The organism is Bacillus sp. 2B09, from assembly GCF_003946835.1.
GTDB lineage: Bacteria > Bacillota > Bacilli > Bacillales > Bacillaceae > Bacillus > Bacillus altitudinis.
In genome coordinates this window covers 325,704-343,044 of record NZ_RPSG01000001.1, presented here as the reverse complement: position 1 = coordinate 343,044, position 17,341 = coordinate 325,704, and the positions used below count along the sequence as shown (strand labels likewise).

The 17,341-nt window shown below is 43.6% G+C and carries 17 protein-coding genes and 1 riboswitch; of the genes, 16 read left to right on the top strand and 1 reads right to left on the bottom strand.

The window, feature by feature from the left end; genetic code table 11:
• The first annotated feature begins 1 nt into the window (after position 1).
• From pyrE to EBQ12_RS01695, 9 genes are all read left to right on the top strand, one after another.
• Positions 2-640 carry an orotate phosphoribosyltransferase gene (pyrE, locus tag EBQ12_RS01735; protein WP_035700698.1) on the top strand — a complete coding sequence of 213 codons (639 nt, stop codon included), beginning with the start codon at positions 2-4 and terminating at the stop codon, positions 638-640.
• A 158-nt stretch (positions 641-798) separates the two neighbouring features.
• Positions 799-901, top strand: a riboswitch (SAM riboswitch).
• Positions 902-975: 74 nt separating this feature from the next.
• Positions 976-1,122 carry a YezD family protein gene (locus EBQ12_RS01730; RefSeq protein ID WP_008344920.1) on the top strand — a complete coding sequence of 49 codons (147 nt, stop codon included), beginning with the start codon at positions 976-978 and terminating at the stop codon, positions 1,120-1,122.
• 45 nt (positions 1,123-1,167) lie between these two features.
• Positions 1,168-1,869 (top strand): phosphoadenylyl-sulfate reductase, encoded by a 702-nt coding sequence (locus tag EBQ12_RS01725; protein WP_008344917.1) that lies wholly within the window; start codon positions 1,168-1,170, stop codon positions 1,867-1,869.
• 13 nt (positions 1,870-1,882) lie between these two features.
• Positions 1,883-2,947 (top strand): inorganic phosphate transporter, encoded by a 1,065-nt coding sequence (locus EBQ12_RS01720; RefSeq protein WP_008344915.1) that lies wholly within the window; start codon positions 1,883-1,885, stop codon positions 2,945-2,947.
• Positions 2,948-3,004: 57 nt separating this feature from the next.
• Entirely contained in the window at positions 3,005-4,141 is a 1,137-nt protein-coding gene (sat, locus tag EBQ12_RS01715) for a sulfate adenylyltransferase (protein ID WP_125588903.1), read from the top strand.
• Positions 4,142-4,154: 13 nt separating this feature from the next.
• Positions 4,155-4,748 (top strand): adenylyl-sulfate kinase, encoded by a 594-nt coding sequence (cysC, locus tag EBQ12_RS01710; protein ID WP_125588901.1) that lies wholly within the window; start codon positions 4,155-4,157, stop codon positions 4,746-4,748.
• 28 nt (positions 4,749-4,776) lie between these two features.
• Positions 4,777-5,532 carry a uroporphyrinogen-III C-methyltransferase gene (gene cobA, locus EBQ12_RS01705; protein WP_024720329.1) on the top strand — a complete coding sequence of 252 codons (756 nt, stop codon included), beginning with the start codon at positions 4,777-4,779 and terminating at the stop codon, positions 5,530-5,532.
• 76 nt (positions 5,533-5,608) lie between these two features.
• The gene (locus EBQ12_RS01700; RefSeq protein WP_125588900.1) at positions 5,609-6,394 is read left to right on the top strand and encodes a sirohydrochlorin chelatase; all 786 of its coding nucleotides are present in this window, start codon (positions 5,609-5,611) and stop codon (positions 6,392-6,394) included.
• Positions 6,375-6,878, top strand: a complete 504-nt coding sequence (locus EBQ12_RS01695; RefSeq protein ID WP_125588898.1) for a precorrin-2 dehydrogenase/sirohydrochlorin ferrochelatase family protein — start codon at positions 6,375-6,377, stop codon at positions 6,876-6,878. The genes EBQ12_RS01700 and EBQ12_RS01695 overlap by 20 nt, the downstream gene beginning before the upstream one ends.
• Before the next feature lie 31 nt (positions 6,879-6,909).
• On the opposite strand, the gene EBQ12_RS01690 is transcribed toward EBQ12_RS01695, so the two are convergent.
• Positions 6,910-8,619 (bottom strand): Rqc2 family fibronectin-binding protein, encoded by a 1,710-nt coding sequence (locus EBQ12_RS01690; protein ID WP_125588896.1) that lies wholly within the window; start codon positions 8,617-8,619, stop codon positions 6,910-6,912.
• A 165-nt stretch (positions 8,620-8,784) separates the two neighbouring features.
• Between EBQ12_RS01690 and EBQ12_RS01685 the strand changes: the two genes are divergently transcribed.
• The 7 genes from EBQ12_RS01685 to priA all read left to right on the top strand — a co-directional run bounded on the left by EBQ12_RS01685 (position 8,785) and on the right by priA (position 17,334).
• Positions 8,785-11,460: a calcium-translocating P-type ATPase, SERCA-type gene (locus EBQ12_RS01685; protein WP_125588894.1), complete on the top strand. Its 2,676-nt coding sequence runs from the start codon at positions 8,785-8,787 to the stop codon at positions 11,458-11,460.
• A gap of 83 nt (positions 11,461-11,543) precedes the next feature.
• Positions 11,544-12,419, top strand: coding sequence for a YicC/YloC family endoribonuclease (locus EBQ12_RS01680; RefSeq protein WP_007499682.1), 876 nt, complete (start codon positions 11,544-11,546; stop codon positions 12,417-12,419).
• Positions 12,420-12,495: 76 nt separating this feature from the next.
• Positions 12,496-12,765, top strand: a complete 270-nt coding sequence (gene remA / locus EBQ12_RS01675; protein WP_008344898.1) for an extracellular matrix/biofilm regulator RemA — start codon at positions 12,496-12,498, stop codon at positions 12,763-12,765.
• Positions 12,766-12,774: 9 nt separating this feature from the next.
• Positions 12,775-13,389, top strand: coding sequence for a guanylate kinase (gmk, locus tag EBQ12_RS01670; protein WP_007499680.1), 615 nt, complete (start codon positions 12,775-12,777; stop codon positions 13,387-13,389).
• Positions 13,390-13,392: 3 nt separating this feature from the next.
• Complete coding sequence (gene rpoZ / locus EBQ12_RS01665; RefSeq protein ID WP_008344896.1) at positions 13,393-13,596, top strand: DNA-directed RNA polymerase subunit omega; 204 nt, start codon at positions 13,393-13,395, stop codon at positions 13,594-13,596.
• Positions 13,597-13,711: 115 nt separating this feature from the next.
• The gene (coaBC, locus tag EBQ12_RS01660) at positions 13,712-14,929 is read left to right on the top strand and encodes a bifunctional phosphopantothenoylcysteine decarboxylase/phosphopantothenate--cysteine ligase CoaBC (RefSeq protein WP_125588892.1); all 1,218 of its coding nucleotides are present in this window, start codon (positions 13,712-13,714) and stop codon (positions 14,927-14,929) included.
• Positions 14,926-17,334 (top strand): primosomal protein N', encoded by a 2,409-nt coding sequence (gene priA / locus EBQ12_RS01655; protein ID WP_008344893.1) that lies wholly within the window; start codon positions 14,926-14,928, stop codon positions 17,332-17,334. Before coaBC ends, priA begins: the two co-directional genes overlap by 4 nt.
• The last annotated feature ends 7 nt before the right edge of the window (positions 17,335-17,341 follow it).

The window sequence follows — 17,341 nt, the reverse complement described above, 5'->3', positions numbered from 1 at the left end:
GATGAAAACGAAAATCGCGAAGCATTTATTACAAATCAAAGCTGTCTCTTTAAAACCAGACGAACCATTTACATGGGCGAGCGGTATCAAATCACCGATTTACTGTGACAATCGCCTCACCTTGTCTTATCCTGAGGTCAGAGGAGACATTGCGGAAGGTTTAAAAGACTTGATTCTCACTCATTTTGAAGGAGCGGAAGTTGTCGCAGGTACAGCTACAGCTGGCATTCCTCATGCGGCATTAGCAGCTGATCGTCTGAACGTACCGATGTGTTATGTAAGAAGTAAACCAAAAGCACACGGAAAAGGAAATCAAATTGAAGGAGCCGTATCACCTGGACAAAAGGTGGTTGTCGTAGAAGACCTCATCTCAACTGGAGGCAGCGTTCTTGAAGTTGTGGCTGCTCTAGAAGAAGAAGGCTGTGACGTACTCGGAGTTGTTGCGATCTTCACTTATGGACTGCCAAAAGCAACTGCGGCTTTTCAAGAGAAAAACATTCCCTATGTCACGCTGACAGACTATGACACACTGACAGAAGTGGCACTTGAGCTAAAAGCAATTGAGCCCTCTGCTATGAATAAACTAAAACGCTGGAGACAGGATCCTTCGTCTGAATCTTGGATGGAAGAAACGGTCTAAAAAGCTTGTCCTTTTTTAAAAAAGCTGTGCTGCGCTGCACAGTTTTTTATTTGGTTAAAAATAGTAAAATAGACTCAAATTTAAATAAAAACTAATCCTATCAATAAAGTCGGGTTGACTTTTGTTTGAATTGTGTTAATATTTAATACAAATTAAAACTCTTATCCAGAGAGGTGGAGGGACTGGCCCGATGAAGCCCGGCAACCTGCGATTTGCAAGGTGCTACTTCCTGCAAAATGATTCTATTTTGAAAGATAAGGAAATCGTGAGCTTCCTCATCTTTCTTTCGGACTGAAAGAAAGTTTTTTTATTTTAACGGTGAGGAGGAAGAGGAGATGGAACTGAAACAAAACCAGGATGAGGACTTAGTAAAGCATATGCAAGAGCTGATTGGGGATATGAAATTCGGTTCAATTACGTTGATCGTTCAGGACGGTCAAGTGATTCAAGTGGAAAAAAATGAAAAAATCAGATTAAAGTAGTGCGGAGAATAGCAATAGAAGCAGTACTCCGGAAGGGGAGAAACAATGTTAACTTATGAAAATTGGCAAGAGCCGTCCATTACATTTCAAGAGGACGATTTGTATAAAGGGGCCCTATCTGTGCTGAAATGGGCGTACGGCCACTATGGTGATCAGCTCGTTTATGCATGCAGTTTTGGCATTGAGGGCATTGTCCTGATCGATCTAATTGCGAAAGTAAAAAAAGATGCAAGAATTGTCTTTTTAGATACAGGTCTGCATTTCAAGGAAACATACGACACCATTGATGCAGTGAAGGAAAGATATCCTGGTTTAGACATCGTGCTGAAAACACCTGAGCTGACGGTGGAAGAGCAGAATGAGCAGCATGGTGATAAATTATGGGAAACGAATCCTCAAAGCTGCTGCCATATGAGAAAGGTCATTCCATTGCAAGAGGCACTATCTGGCTATCCGGCATGGCTGTCTGGTTTAAGAAGAGAGCAGTCGCCTAAACGAGCAGGTACGAACTTCTTAAATAAGGATGAAAAATTCCAATCAGTCAAAGTATGTCCGCTCATTCACTGGACGTGGAAGGACATATGGAGATATGCGTCTAGAGAGGATCTTACTTATAATCCGCTGCACGACCAAGGATATCCAAGCATCGGGTGTGCACCATGTACACAGCCGGCATTTACTGCTGATGATTTGCGTTCTGGAAGATGGTCAGGGACAGCAAAGACTGAGTGCGGATTACATGAGTAAGGGAGTATAATGTATGGAAATCGCCGCAATTTTATTTAGCTTATTCTTTGCTTTAAATATTGGCGCAAGCGGAGCAGCCGCTTCGATGGGCATCGCATATGGTTCAGGTGCGATCAAAAAGCCAATATACGCGCTCAGCGTTTGTGCGGTTGGAATATTAGCAGGTTCAGTGATTGGCGGCGGTGAGGTCGTCAAAACGATCAGCTCCGGGATTATGCCGGAATCTGTCATCACACTTGAAATTGTGTGTATCATCATTGGCTCGGCCGCATTATCACTTTTCATAGCGAACCTCTTGGCCATTCCTTTATCCACAAGTGAGGTCACAGTAGGTGCTGTGGTCGGTGTGGCAGCCGCATATAAAGTGCTATATGTGAAATCGATCTTAGTCATTGTCTCTTTTTGGGTGATTATTCCGATTGTTGCCTTTGTTTTTACCTTTGCTGTTGTCAAAATCATCAGATTGTTCCCTAAACGGACATTATCCAAAAAAGGTACATTGATCTTATCTGTTGTTTTGATTATCAGTGGGTTTTTAGAAGCATTTTCAGCCGGCATGAACAATGTCGCCAATGCGGTCGGCCCGCTTGTCGCGTCAGGTGTTTTATCAGTCGGGCAAGGAACCCTTTACGGCGGAATCTTTGTGGCCATTGGGGCGCTGCTTCTAGGAAGAAGGGTACTAGAAACAAACGGAAAGAAAATTACACGCTATCAAACGGGTGAAGGCATTCTATTATCGAGCACCGGTGCAGGACTTGTCATCGTCAGCTCTATATTCGGACTCCCTGTTCCCCTTACTCAAATTACCTCCTCGTCCATTATTGGGCTTGGTATGGCAAAGGGTGGACCGAACATTTTTCATAAACATGTTGTGAAAAAAATGCTGAAGGTATGGGTTGTGTCACCTTTCTTATCACTTAGTCTATCTTATTTGTTGGTAAGCCTTTTCTTAAAAGGAGACTATTACTCTATCTTTATCATGATGAGTGTACTGCTTGCTTCACTAGGTGCACTGAGTCTTATGAAGGCAGTTAAAAATGAGAGCAGCTCGATTCATGAACAGGGCGGCGGGATTTAAATATAAATCCGACTATTAACATCTAATAAATATGAACATTGAGAGGAAGATGAACAAATGAGTTTAACACCACATGGTGGCGTATTAATTAATCGAGTAAATGAAGAATTTGATCTAAGCACAGCTGCGAAAGAAATTGAGCTGGATGCCATCTCTTTTGCAGACCTTGAACTCATCGCAATTGGCGGGTATAGTCCAATTGAAGGGTTTTTAACGAAAGCTGATTATGAAGCAGTTGTCAGCAGTATGCGACTAGCAAGTGGTGTCGTTTGGTCTCTTCCGATTACTCTGCCTGTCACAAAGGAACAAGCAGCGGAGATCAATCAAGGTGACATTGTTCGTTTATCGTATAATGGAACAGTATACGGGGTCATTGAGGTGGAAGATCAATACACACCTGATAAGGAAAAAGAAGCAGTGAATGTGTATAAAACAGATGACCGCAATCACCCAGGCGTGAAAAAATTATTTGAACGCGGTGACACGTATATTGGTGGTAAAATTACACTGACAAAACGCAGTGAAAAACCTTTCCCGCAATTTACGTATGAGCCAGAAGAAACAAGAAAACAGTTTAAAGAAAACGGCTGGAAAACAATTGTCGGTTTCCAAACGAGAAACCCAGTCCATCGTGCGCATGAATACATTCAAAAGACAGCACTGGAAACAGTGGATGGTCTATTTCTAAATCCACTTGTTGGTGAAACAAAATCTGATGATATTCCAGCAGATGTAAGAATGAAAAGCTATCAAGTGTTACTGAACGGTTATTACCCGAAAGACCGCGTCTTTTTAGGTGTTTTTCCTGCTGCCATGCGTTATGCTGGACCAAAGGAAGCGATTTTTCATGCGCTTGTGCGTAAAAATTATGGCTGTACACATTTTATTGTCGGCAGAGATCATGCAGGTGTTGGTGATTATTACGGCACATACGAAGCGCAGGAGCTATTTGAACAATTTACAAGCGAAGAAATTGGGATCACACCATTAAAATTTGAACACAGCTTTTACTGCAATACATGTGAAGCCATGGCTACACCAAAAACATGCCCACATGATAAAAGCGAACATGTCATTCTCTCAGGTACAAAGGTTAGAACGATGCTGAGAAATGGTGAATTACCACCGAGCACGTTCAGCCGAAAAGAAGTCATTGAAACATTAATCGAAGGATTAAAAACGACGGTATCTTAAAGGAGGATATGACATGAGCAACGAACATATCGTGTGGCATGATTCATCTATTACTAAAAAAGAATATCAACAGAAAAACAACCATACAAGCGGGATCATTTGGCTGACAGGTCTAAGCGGTTCAGGTAAATCGACGATCGCCAACGCAGCGGCTCGAGAGCTGTTTGAACAGGGGTACCAAGTGACAGTTCTTGACGGCGATAATGTACGCCATGGACTCAATAAAGACTTAGGCTTTTCAGATGACGACAGAAAAGAGAACATTCGGCGCATCGGTGAAGTGGCGAAATTATTTGTTGAGCAAGGAACGATTGTTATTACTGCTTTTATTTCACCATTTCAAGAAGACCGCCAAATCGTAAGACAGTTAGTCGAAGACGGAGAATTTCACGAAGTGTTTGTGAAATGTGATCTGAACGTGTGTGAAGAGCGTGATCCAAAGGGATTATATAAAAAAGCAAGAAACGGCGAAATTCCATTTTTCACGGGAATCGATTCACCATACGAAGAGCCAGCTGCGCCTGAGCTCGTTCTAGATACAGGTGAATTATCACGCGAGGAGTCAAAACAGCTCCTTGTTGATTATGTAAAGAATAAAACGAAATAATCGCCTGATGGCAGGGGGAGAAAGCAAGATGGGGAAAGTATACATTGTTGGTGCCGGACCGGGTGACCCAGACTTAATTACGCTAAAGGCCCATAAGGCAATACAGCAGGCAGATGTCATTTTATATGATCGTCTTGTCAATCAAGAGATTCTTGCCCATGCCAAACCGGAGGCGGAGTTGATCTATTGCGGCAAACTGCCGAATCATCATACGATGAGACAGGAAGCGATTAATGAAGCACTTGTTGCTCATGCGAAGGAAGGGAACATAGTCGTTCGTCTAAAAGGCGGTGATCCCTTTGTATTTGGCCGTGGCGGTGAAGAAATCGAATGCTTAGCTGAGCATGGTATTCCATATGAAGTTGTCCCAGGGATTACTTCTGGCATTGCAGCCGCTGCTTATGCAGGCATTCCAGTCACGCACCGAGAATTCAGCTCAAATGTTGCGTTTGTAACAGGGCATTATCAAAAGGATGAACATTTTGAAGAAAAGTGGGAAGCGCTGGCGACGGGGATTGATACCCTTGTCATTTACATGGGCGTCAAAAACGTGGAAAGAGTCCAGCGGCTGCTTTTGAAAAATGGGCGGAATCCTGAAACCCCAGCTGCGTTTATTCACTGGGGAACGACCACAAGGCAAAAGACGACTTGCTGCACGGTGGCGACACTATCTAAAACGGTTGAAAAAGAAGGGATCGAGCACCCAAGTTTAATCGTGGTAGGAGATGTCGTTCACTTTCATCAAAAGTTGAACTGGTTTGAACCAGCACTGATTGAGAAATGAGAACAAAGGTGAAAAGACACGTGTGGACATCGTGTCTTTTCGTCTGAATAAAACTAAGGTCGCAAGGAGGAGTCAAATGAAACAAGCTGTCCTTTATGTTGGGCATGGAAGCAGGGTAAAAGAAGCACAGGATAAAGCCATTTCTTTTATGAAAAGCTGTATGCCGTTAGTGGAAGCAGATATCCAAGAAATTTGTTTTTTAGAGTTGACGGACCCTTCAATCGAAGAAGGGTTTGAGACTTGTGTACAAAAAGGAGCAACCCACATTGCGATCGTCCCGCTCCTCCTTTTAACTGCCATGCATGCCAAATCAGATATTCCAGATGAGATTGTGAAAGTACAAAAACGTTTCCCACAAGTGAAGGTGACATATGGAAGACCTATAGGCGTGAACCAAGAAGTCACGAAAGCGGTTATCGCAAGGATTGAAGAAGCAGGATACAAGGGAGAGCACGCAAAAATTCTCTTAATTGGCCGTGGAAGCTCTGATCCAGATGTAAAGCGGGATGTGTTTGGCATTGCAGATGATGTCCGTAGCATGTTGCCTTGTGCAGAGGTTTTTCCGTGTTTTATTACAGCGTGTGAACCGAATTATCGTGACGTCTTAGCACAGTTAACAGTAGATGACGATACGCCTGTCTATCTCGTGCCTTATCTTTTATTTACTGGCATTTTAATGAAAGAGATTGAGAATGAAGCGAATCAGGCGAGAGAGCGGTTGCGAGATGTCCGTGTCTGCCGATATATTGGGTTTCATCCCCATGTAAAAGCAGCTTATATTGAACGTGTGCAGGAAACCATCTTAAACAAAGAGGATGCGTTTCGTTTTCAAGGAGAAAGCCATGCTTCCAGTTCATCTTGATCTAACCAATAAACATGTGCTGATTGCCGGCGGTGGAAGGATTGCGACTAGAAGGACGAGTGCGCTATGCATGGAGCCATGCAGCATAACCATTGTAAGCCCTGACATTTGTGATGAAATGGCGAATCTCATTGAGACATATCAGCTGACTTGGAAGAAAAAGAAAGTTGATGCGGAAGATGTAAAGGATGCATTTTTGATTGTCGCTGCTACAGACGACCCTTCAGTAAACGAGTGGATGACGCAATCAGCGCTTCCTCATCAGCTCGTCAACTGTGTGAGCCAGTCAGAGCTAGGCAATGTAATTGTGCCAAAGGTTGTAAGGGCAGGAAAAGTGACAATCTCTGTATCTACGAGTGGTGCAAGCCCAGCCCGCACTAAACAGCTGGCTGAGGCCATTGAGACCTTGCTTGAACAAGAGGATGTAGATGCACTCGATGAGCTCTATATAGAAAGAAAAAAACGACAAAGAAAAAGCCGATAAAATCTCATCCAAAGATTTAATCGGCTCTTTTTTATTTTCTCAGCTTTAGGACAACATCCTCATCAGGCGTCACAAATAATGTTTGCTGCTGATCATACGTGACAAAGCCCGGTTTTGCTCCGTTTGGTTTTTTCACATGCCGGATTTTCGTATAATCGACAGGGACGGAGCTTGATTCTTTTGCCTTCGAGAAGTAGGCAGCAATTTGTGCCGCTTCAAGCAAGGTTTGTTCATCAGGTGCTTTGTGACGAATGACGACATGTGATCCAGGAATATCCTTTGTGTGCAGCCAAATCTCATCACGAGCTGCCGCCTTTGTGGTCAAATATTCGTTTTGCTTGTTGTTTTTTCCAACGAGAATCGGAACACCTTGAGAAGATTCATATGCTTCAAGCTGAATGGTCGATGGTTTTTTCTTTTTGGCGTTGCGTTTTTGTTTGGGACGCAAATATTTTCCTTCCACCAGTTCTTCTCTTATTTCCTCTAAATCTTTTGGTGAGGCAGAGGACAGCTGCTGGATCAGCTCGTCAAAATAAACAATTTCTTCATGCGTTCGCTTGATTTGTTCATTTACGGCCTCTACTGCATTTTTTGCCTTTTGGTATTTTGTAAAATACGCTTGCGCATTTTCAGAAGGGGTTTTGTTTGTTTTGAGCGGGATCGTGATCTCTCCGCCATCTTCATCATAATAATTGATAACTGTCGCTTCTTTATCCCCTTTTTTAATCGCATATATATTGGCAGTAAGCAATTCACCATAAAGCTGGTACTTGTGCGCATTTTGAGATTCTTCAAGTGTTCTTGTTAGTTTTTTCAGCTTGTTTTCATTTTTCTTTTTTTCATTCGCAACAAAGCGTTCAAGGTCAGCCGCCTGCTGTTTGACTCTATCTCTTTCAGCTTTTCCGAAATAAAAGCGGTCAAGTAGCTCACTAAGAGAATCAAACGTCTTCATGTCACCATCGACGTGCTGAAGTTCTAATAAATAAAAATACTCTTTCCCGTCTTTTCTCGTGAGCTGAGGGGTAAAAGAATGCGCCTGAATGAGCTGGAACATCTCGAGCAATGTACTTGGAATCGTTTCCTGATTGGCAAGACCGGCCCTGTGGACAGCTTCCTTAGCAAACAGCGGAGAAACCCCGGAGAATGTATCGACAATTTGATTGGCAATTTTCCCTTCTTGAAAACGTAAATGCTTTAAAATATCTTCCTTCGTCACGTCAAAAGGATTCAGCTTTTGCTGTGCCGGCGGCAGAAGATATTGATGTCCTGGCAGCACCGTTCGATAGCTGTTCACAGATGGAGAAAGGTGTTTCAGTCCGTCAATGATCTGTTCCGTTTCGTCCTCCACGAGAATTAAGTTGCTGTGCCTGCCCATAATTTCAATATACAGCTTACGGGTTTGTTCATCGCCAATTTCATTTCGGCTTCGCACGTGCAGCACGATCACCCGATCTAACCCAATTTGTTCAAAACGTTCAATGAACCCACCCTCAAGATGTTTTCTGAGAAGCATACAAAACATTGGCGGTTCGCTCGGATTATCATCATGGTGCTCAGTGAGCTGTACTCTTGCATAGCTCGGGTGAGCGGATAAAAGCAGCTTATGATTCTTCCCCTTTGACCGGATATGAAAAATCAGCTCATGCTTGTAGGGCTGATGTATTTTCGAAATTCTTCCGCCAGTTAATGTTTCTTGCAATTCATTAGTCATACCGTATGTAAAAATGCCGTCAAATGACATGTTGGATACACCCTCTTCTTTCACACAAATCTACTGAAAGAACCTTACGTTTTCTCGTTCTTTAGGCAGTCTTATTATTATAGCATGATTTAGGACGAGTCTGAATAAACTGGCTTATAGAACACTGCATAAGAGAGAGAACAAAAGAGGAGTGGACGAGGTCAAATGAATTGGCATGAACTGAACCAAACCGATTTATTAAAAACAATGAATACATCGATAGGTGACGGACTGTCAGAAAAAGATGTGCAAAAGCGGCTTGAAAAGCATGGGCCAAATGAATTGCAGGAAGGGAAAAAGGCGTCGGCATTCGTTATTTTTTTAGCGCAATTTAAAGACTTTATGGTGTTAATCCTGCTTGCGGCAACGATTATTTCTGCCTTTTTAGGTGAATACATTGATGCTGTGGCGATTGTGGCGATTGTGCTGATAAATGGTGTGCTTGGCTTTTATCAGGAACGCCGTGCGGAAAAGTCCCTCCAAGCACTAAAGGAATTATCAACGCCGCATGTCTATGCAAGGAGAAACAATGAATGGGTCAAGATCCCGTCGAAGCACCTCGTGCCGGGAGATATTGTGAAGTTTTCAAGTGGGGATCGAATTGGGGCAGATATCAGATTACTAGAAACAAAGAGTTTGGAAATCGAAGAATCTGCCCTCACTGGAGAGTCCATCCCAGCGGTCAAACATGCGAGTCCGCTCTCGCGAGATCATGTCTCACTTGGAGATTTGACGAACATGGCCTTTATGGGGACGCTTGTCACGAGGGGAAGCGGTGTAGGGGTTGTCATTGGTACAGGGATGAATACGGCGATGGGACAAATTGCCGGTATGCTTGATTCAGCAGGTAATATGGAAACACCGCTGCAAAGACGCCTTGAGCAGCTGGGGAAAATTTTAATTGTTGCTGCATTATTTTTAACTGTGCTTGTGGTTGTTCTTGGTGTGGTGCAAGGTCATGATTTGTATCATATGTTCTTAGCGGGTGTATCTCTCGCTGTTGCTGCGATTCCAGAAGGACTGCCGGCGATCGTCACTGTCGCACTTTCCCTAGGTGTGCAGCGGATGATTAAACAAAAATCCATTGTCAGAAAGCTGCCGGCTGTGGAAACACTTGGCTGTGCCTCGATTATTTGCTCAGATAAAACAGGCACAATGACACAAAATAAAATGACAGTGACACATGTATGGGCAGAGGGGAAAACGTGGAATATTTCTGGCACTGGGTACGAGCCGTCAGGTGATTTTACCTTAAACGGAGAACTTGTCCATGTAGACAAACATCCAGCCCTGCAAAAGGTGCTATTATACGGAGCACTTTGTAATACATCGACCATCGTTGAAAAAGACGGAGAGATGAGACTTGATGGCGATCCGACAGAAGGAGCACTTCTAACCGCTGCGCGTAAAGCGGGTTTTACAGAGCAATTCATCGAAGCGGGATTTCGTGTGGTGGAGGAATTCCCTTTTGACTCTGAAAGAAAAATGATGTCAGTCGTCGTGGAAACGAATCAGAAGGAGCGGTATGTCATTGCCAAAGGGGCGCCAGATGTGCTGATGAACCGTTCAAGTCATATGATGCACGGCGGACGCACCGCCTCATTTTCAAAGGCCCACCGGCAAGAAACAGAAGCTGCCATTCAAGGTTTAGCAAGACAAGCGCTTAGAACCATTGCGATTGCATATAAAAAAGTAAGCCTGACAGAAAAAATCACCTCTGTTCAGCAGGCGGAAACTGGCCTCACATTTATCGGTCTAGAGGGCATGATTGATCCACCTCGTCCTGAAGTGAGACGAGCGATTAAAGAATGCCGGGATGCTGGCATTAAAACAGTGATGATTACAGGCGATCACGTAGAAACGGCTAAAGCGATCGCTAAAGATTTAAGTCTCTTACCGAAGCAAGGAAAGGTGCTTGATGGAAAAGCTCTGGATCAGCTAAGTGACAAAGAGCTGGAGCAAACAGCAGAAGATGTGTACGTCTTTGCCCGTGTATCACCTGAGCATAAACTGAGAATTGTGAAGGCCTATCAAAAAAATGGCCATATTGTCGCGATGACAGGTGATGGGGTGAATGATGCGCCAGCGATTAAACAGGCGGATATCGGCATATCCATGGGGATTACCGGAACAGACGTTGCCAAAGAAGCTTCTTCTCTTATTTTGCTTGATGACAACTTTGCGACCATTAAATCCGCTATTAAAGAGGGCCGGAATATTTATGAAAACATTCGCAAATTTGTCCGCTATTTGCTGGCATCGAATGTGGGAGAGATTTTGGTCATGCTGTTTGCGATGCTTCTTGCGCTTCCATTGCCTCTCGTTCCAATTCAAATTTTGTGGGTAAACCTTGTCACAGACGGCTTGCCGGCTATGGCACTTGGAATGGATAAACCAGAAGGCGATGTCATGAAGAGAAAGCCGCGGAATATGAAAGAGGGGATTTTTGCAAGAGGGCTTGGTTGGAAGGTCATATCAAGAGGGTTTCTGATCGGGATTGCCACTTTGTTAGCCTTTATGTTTGTGTATCACCGTGATCCGAACAATCTTCAATATGCGCAGACGGTTGCATTCAGCACACTCGTTTTGGCGCAGCTCATTCATGTGTTTGACTGCCGCAGTGAACGGTCTATTTTTGAACGCAATCCATTCGGGAATATGTACTTAATCGGCGCCGTTGTGTCTTCCCTGCTGCTGATGCTTGTGGTCATTTATTATCCGCCGCTTCAGCCGATTTTCAAAACGGTGGCGGTCGCACCAGTTGATTGGCTTCTGATCATCGGTATGTCTGCATTGCCAACTTTTTTACTGGCAGGATCACTTTTGACAAGAAAAAAATAATTGGTTATGGTATAATTTTGAGGTAATAGTGTCTGCTATTACCTTTTTCATTTTATTAATATGAAAGAATTGGGTGTTTTCACATGATACGCAGTATGACGGGATTCGGCCAAGCGAGTAAAACGGATGGAGAACTGACAGTGTCAGTTGAGCTAAAATCGGTCAATCACCGTTTTAAAGAGGTTCATGCCCGTTTGCCGAGGCCGCTTTTATATTTCGAAGATACATTAAAAAAAATTATTCTTCGTCACGTGCAGCGCGGTCGAATTGAGCTGTTTGTTACGATTGAAGGCGGTAAACTTGCAAGCCGGTCTTTACAGATTGACTGGCCGCTGCTTGATGAATATATGAAAGCCGCAAAAGACCTTGAGGACCGCTATCATATTTCAGGTATTCAGCATGCACATGACTTACTGAAGCTGGAACAGGCTGTTCAGGTGGAAGAGTCAGTTAGCCGAAATGAGCAGCTGGAGCATTTGCTGATAGACACTTGTGAAGAAGCTGTCAAGGAGCTTTGCTTCATGAGAGAGCAGGAGGGAACATCACTTCAAAAAGACTGTGAACTCAGGCTGTCTGAACTCGAGGCATTTACAGAAGAAATCAAAGTGTTTGCACCAGAGGTTGTGAGTCAGTACAAAGAACGATTGAATCAAAGATTGCAAGAATGGATCGGAGAGGCGCTTGAAGAGAGCAGGCTGACCACAGAGGCGGCCATCTTTGCGGATCGCTGTGACATTACAGAAGAGATTACCAGGCTGAAAAGTCATTTTCAGCAGTTCCAGCAAATTTTGACGCAAGGCGGCGCTGCCGGACGAAAGCTTGACTTTCTTGTACAGGAGCTCAACCGTGAAGTGAACACGATTGGATCAAAAGCAAACCATCACCATTTAACAAAGCTCGTGGTTGAAATGAAAAGCGCTATTGAAAAAATAAAAGAACAAGTGCAAAATATAGAATAGTCATTGTGTATGCTGTTTACAGTGCGTCTCTTTCGGCGAGACTAGAGACGTTTATATTACAGGGGGACGTTAGAAGATGACCATAAAGTTGATCAATATCGGATTTGGAAACATCATTTCAGCGAATCGGATGATTTCGATCGTCAGTCCGGAATCAGCACCGATTAAACGAATGATACAAGACGCAAGAGATCGAGGCATGCTCATTGATGCGACATACGGAAGAAGAACCCGTGCTGTTGTCATTATGGACAGTGACCATGTCATCTTATCTGCCGTTCAGCCTGAGACTGTCGCGCAAAGACTTTCTGTAAAAGAAGAAATCATAGATGAAGGGCAGGGGTAATACGCCATTATGAAAGAAAGAGGACTTTTAATCGTTCTCTCTGGACCTTCGGGAGTTGGAAAAGGAACGGTCAGACAAGCCATTTTCTCCCAGGAAGATACGAAATTTGAATACTCTATTTCTGTGACAACCCGCAAACCGCGTGAAGGTGAAAGAAATGGTGTTGATTATTTCTTTAAAACCAGGGAAGAATTTGAACATATGATTGAAAACAAAAAGCTGTTAGAATGGGCAGAGTATGTTGGGAATTACTACGGCACGCCTGTTGACTATGTAGAACAAACATTGAGCGAAGGAAAAGATGTTTTCCTTGAAATCGAAGTGCAAGGTGCACTTCAAGTAAGAGAAGCATTCCCAGAAGGTCTCTTTATTTTCCTTGCACCGCCAAGTCTTTCAGAACTTCAAAACCGCATTATTACACGCGGGACAGAATCTGAGGATCTCATCCGTAACCGAATGGCTGCTGCAAAAGAAGAAATTGAAATGATGGATGCTTATGACTATGTCGTTGAAAACGACGATGTCGAGCTTGCATGTGAAAGAATTAAAGCGATCGTCCTTGCAGAGCACCTGCGAAGAGACAGAGTCGCACCAAGATATAAAAAAATGCTGGGGGTAGAATAAACCATGTTAGATCCTTCAATTGACTCATTGATGAACAAACTTGACTCAAAATATACACTTGTCACAGTGTCTGCACGCCGTGCACGTGAAATGCAAATCCATCAAGATCAACAAATCGAAAACACAAAATCCTATAAATTTGTAGGGAAAGCTCTTGAAGAAATCGATGCTGGTCTTTTGACATTTGAAAAAGAAGAGCAAGAATAACATCGCTTCTGCTATGCAGATACGATACGTTCAAAAAAGTCAAAACTATGATTGGTTTTGACTTTTTTGAATTGTAGACGAATTTGTGAAAAAGGCCGTTAAGGGGGACAAACAAATGTTACAGTCGAAAAATATTTTACTCGGCGTCAGCGGAGGAATCGCCGTATATAAAGCAGCTGCACTCACTAGTAAACTCGTACAGGCAGGCGCAAACGTAAGAGTGATTATGACAGAATCTGCCCGTGAGTTTGTGTCTCCGCTCACCTTCCAAGCCCTATCTCGGCATGAGGTGTATGTGGATACATTTAAAGAAAACAATCCAAAAGTCATTGCGCATATTGATGTAGCTGACTGGGCCGATCTCATTCTTGTTGCCCCTGCAACAGCACATACCATTGGTAAAATGGCCGCAGGACTTGCTGATGATATGCTCACAACCACCTTGCTTGCTTCAACAGCTCCTGTATGGGTTGCACCGGCTATGAATGTGCACATGTATGACCATCCAGCTGTCAAACGGAACATCCGCACTTTATATGAAGACGGCTACCGGTTTATAGAGCCAAGTGAAGGCTATTTAGCATGTGGCTACATTGGAAAAGGACGCTTAGAGGAGCCTGAAAAAATTGTTGAACACATCCGTGCGTTTTTTGATGAGCCAGCCAGCTTGCCGCTTTCAGGTAAAAAAGTCGTGGTCACAGCTGGCCCTACACGAGAAGTGATCGACCCTGTTCGTTTCCTTTCAAATCGATCTTCTGGGAAAATGGGCTATGCCATTGCAGAAGCTGCCGAGCAAATGGGGGCTGATGTCACGCTCATTTCAGGACCTGTTTCGTTAACTGCGCCTGAGCATGTGGATGTGGTGCAAGTGGAATCGGCTGAGGAGATGTATCAAGCAGCGTTAGAGGTGTACGAGAAAGCGGATATCGTGATTAAATCAGCAGCTGTTGCCGATTATACGCCTGTCACAACGTATTCTCATAAAATGAAAAAACAAGACGGTGCACTAGCGGTTGAATTTAAGCGGACGAAAGATATTTTAAAAGAGCTTGGGAAAAGAAAAGAACATCAGGTGCTAGTCGGCTTTGCAGCTGAGACGCAGGATGTAGAATATTATGCGAAAAAGAAAATCGAATCCAAGCATTTAGATATGATTGTCGCGAACAATGTTGCAGCAGAGGGCGCAGGCTTTGGCACAGATACAAATGTCGCAGCATTGATCAAAGCAGACGGAACAAAAAAAGAGCTGCCAATGATGAGCAAAAAAGACCTTGCCTTTGAAATCTTACAGGAGGCAAAGCAGCTGCTGCCAAAAGAGCGTGATCGAGCATGATTGCTGAAGTGATCGTCGATGTCACAACGAAAGCCATTGACAGGCCATTTGACTATCGTGTGCCAGACCGCTTTAAAGGCCTTGTCAAGGCTGGTATGAGGGTAGTGGTTCCTTTTGGCCCAAGGAAGATTCAAGGGTTTGTGACAAAAATCAAAGAAGAAACAGACGTACAGTCAGGAAACATCAAGGACATTGTCGATTTATTTGATTTATCTCCTGTTCTGACAGATGAGCTATTGGAGCTTTCCCACTGGCTGACGGAAAAAACATTGTCCTATCATATTACGGCGCTTCAATCGATGCTCCCAGCAGCGATGAAAGCCAAATATGAAAAAGAAATTCAGGTGTTATCAGCTGAGGAACTTCCGCAGTCATTGAAAGAGCTTTTCGGTCAGCAAGAGAGCATCCTTTACGCTGACATTCCGCCTGAACAGCTGAAGCCTATTCAAAAGCATGTCCAAAAAGGCCATCTAGAAGTCAGATATCACGTCTCACAAAAATCCGGAAAGAAAAAGGTGCGGACACTTCAGATAGCAGTTACGAAAGAAAAACTTGAAGAAAAACAGAAGCAGTTAAAGAAAAATGCGGTGAAACAGAAGGCGCTGCTTACCTTTTTATTTCAAGCGAATGAAACGACGTTTTTAGCAAAAGATCTGCAGCAACAAACAGGTGCTAGTTCTCAAACGATAAAAGCCTTGATTCAAGAAGGTCTGTTAACAGAAAGCTATGAAGAGATTTATCGAGATCCTTATCGGGATAGGGAGTTTACACCGTCTACTCCTCTTGATCTCACAGCAGAGCAAGCAGAAGCGGCAAAACCCATTCATCAAGCAGTGAGCGATGACAAACATGAAACGTTTTTACTGCACGGAGTCACAGGAAGCGGTAAAACCGAAATTTATTTACAGACGATTGATCATGTCCTCCAAAAGGGAAAAGAAGCGATCGTCCTAGTTCCTGAAATTTCATTAACGCCTCAAATGGTCCAGCGTTTTAAAGAGCGCTTCGGGTCCAATGTGGCTGTTCTTCATAGCGGCTTATCGACTGGGGAAAAATACGATGAATGGCGGAAAATCCACCGCAAGGAAGTCAAGCTTGTCGTTGGCGCAAGATCGGCTGTTTTCGCCCCGTTTGAAAATCTAGGAATGATCATTATAGATGAAGAACATGAATCGTCATATAAACAAGAAGAAATGCCTCGGTATCATGCGAAAGATGTGGCCATTGAACGAGCAGGGCGGCACCAATGTCCGGTTGTATTAGGCAGTGCAACGCCTTCACTTGAGTCATATGCGCGTGCGAAAAAGGGTGTGTATACACTGCTGACGCTCAAACGGCGCGTCAATCAGCAGCAGCTGCCGCACGTTTCGTTAATTGATATGAGAGAAGAATTAAGAAACGGCAACCGTTCCATGTTCTCAGAAGAATTAATGCTCAGGTTAAAAGAAGTACTTGAAAGGAAAGAACAGGCGGTTTTATTTCTCAATAAAAGAGGTTATTCATCCTTTGTGATGTGCCGAGATTGCGGATATGTGGAACAATGTCCTCATTGTGAGATCTCTCTCACTTATCACCGCTTTCAAAAACGGCTGAAGTGCCATTACTGCGGTCACGAAGCTCCTGTACCTGCAGAATGTCCAGAATGCCATAGTGAGCATATTCGCTATTTTGGTACAGGCACGCAGCGTGTGGAAGAAGAGCTGACGAAGGTATTACCAGAAGCAAGGGTCATCCGAATGGATGTAGATACAACCTCTCGAAAAGGTGCGCACGAAAAGCTTCTCACGTCCTTTGGCAACAAAGAAGCGGATATACTGCTTGGGACGCAAATGATTGCAAAAGGATTAGACTTCCCAGATGTTACACTTGTCGGTGTCCTTAGTGCGGATACGTCTCTTCACATCCCTGATTTTCGTTCAAGTGAAAAAACGTTTCAGCTTCTCACGCAAGTAAGCGGACGGGCGGGACGTCATGAAAAAGCGGGGTCAGTCATTATTCAATCATATACACCTTCGCATTATAGTATTGAATTAACCAAACAGCATGATTATGAAGCCTTTTATGAGCAGGAGATGTTGCACCGTCGTCATCAGTCCTATCCGCCATTTTATTTTTTGGCGATGGTGACTGTATCACATGAAGAAGTGACAAAGGCAGCGCATGTCACAGACAAAATTGTTCAGTTCCTGAAAATGAATTGTGCACCGAATACAAGGATTCTCGGTCCTGCTGCTTCTCCGATCGCTAAGATCAAAGATAGATATCGATATCAATGCGTGATAAAATACAAAAGGGAAAATGAACTGGCAAGTTTATTACGGAAAATACAAGATCATTATCAAAAAGAAATGGAACAAAAACAGTTGATGATATCAATCGATATGAATCCATATATGATGATGTAAAACGGAG

Coding starts and splice junctions, on each gene's coding strand:
- pyrE (WP_035700698.1), top strand. CDS start 2: ATGAAAACGAAAATCGCGAAGCATTTATTACAAATCAAAGCTGTCTCT.
- EBQ12_RS01730 (WP_008344920.1), top strand. CDS start 976: ATGGAACTGAAACAAAACCAGGATGAGGACTTAGTAAAGCATATGCAA.
- EBQ12_RS01725 (WP_008344917.1), top strand. CDS start 1,168: ATGTTAACTTATGAAAATTGGCAAGAGCCGTCCATTACATTTCAAGAG.
- EBQ12_RS01720 (WP_008344915.1), top strand. CDS start 1,883: ATGGAAATCGCCGCAATTTTATTTAGCTTATTCTTTGCTTTAAATATT.
- sat (WP_125588903.1), top strand. CDS start 3,005: ATGAGTTTAACACCACATGGTGGCGTATTAATTAATCGAGTAAATGAA.
- cysC (WP_125588901.1), top strand. CDS start 4,155: ATGAGCAACGAACATATCGTGTGGCATGATTCATCTATTACTAAAAAA.
- cobA (WP_024720329.1), top strand. CDS start 4,777: ATGGGGAAAGTATACATTGTTGGTGCCGGACCGGGTGACCCAGACTTA.
- EBQ12_RS01700 (WP_125588900.1), top strand. CDS start 5,609: ATGAAACAAGCTGTCCTTTATGTTGGGCATGGAAGCAGGGTAAAAGAA.
- EBQ12_RS01695 (WP_125588898.1), top strand. CDS start 6,375: ATGCTTCCAGTTCATCTTGATCTAACCAATAAACATGTGCTGATTGCC.
- EBQ12_RS01690 (WP_125588896.1), bottom strand. CDS start 8,619: ATGTCATTTGACGGCATTTTTACATACGGTATGACTAATGAATTGCAA.
- EBQ12_RS01685 (WP_125588894.1), top strand. CDS start 8,785: ATGAATTGGCATGAACTGAACCAAACCGATTTATTAAAAACAATGAAT.
- EBQ12_RS01680 (WP_007499682.1), top strand. CDS start 11,544: ATGATACGCAGTATGACGGGATTCGGCCAAGCGAGTAAAACGGATGGA.
- remA (WP_008344898.1), top strand. CDS start 12,496: ATGACCATAAAGTTGATCAATATCGGATTTGGAAACATCATTTCAGCG.
- gmk (WP_007499680.1), top strand. CDS start 12,775: ATGAAAGAAAGAGGACTTTTAATCGTTCTCTCTGGACCTTCGGGAGTT.
- rpoZ (WP_008344896.1), top strand. CDS start 13,393: ATGTTAGATCCTTCAATTGACTCATTGATGAACAAACTTGACTCAAAA.
- coaBC (WP_125588892.1), top strand. CDS start 13,712: ATGTTACAGTCGAAAAATATTTTACTCGGCGTCAGCGGAGGAATCGCC.
- priA (WP_008344893.1), top strand. CDS start 14,926: ATGATTGCTGAAGTGATCGTCGATGTCACAACGAAAGCCATTGACAGG.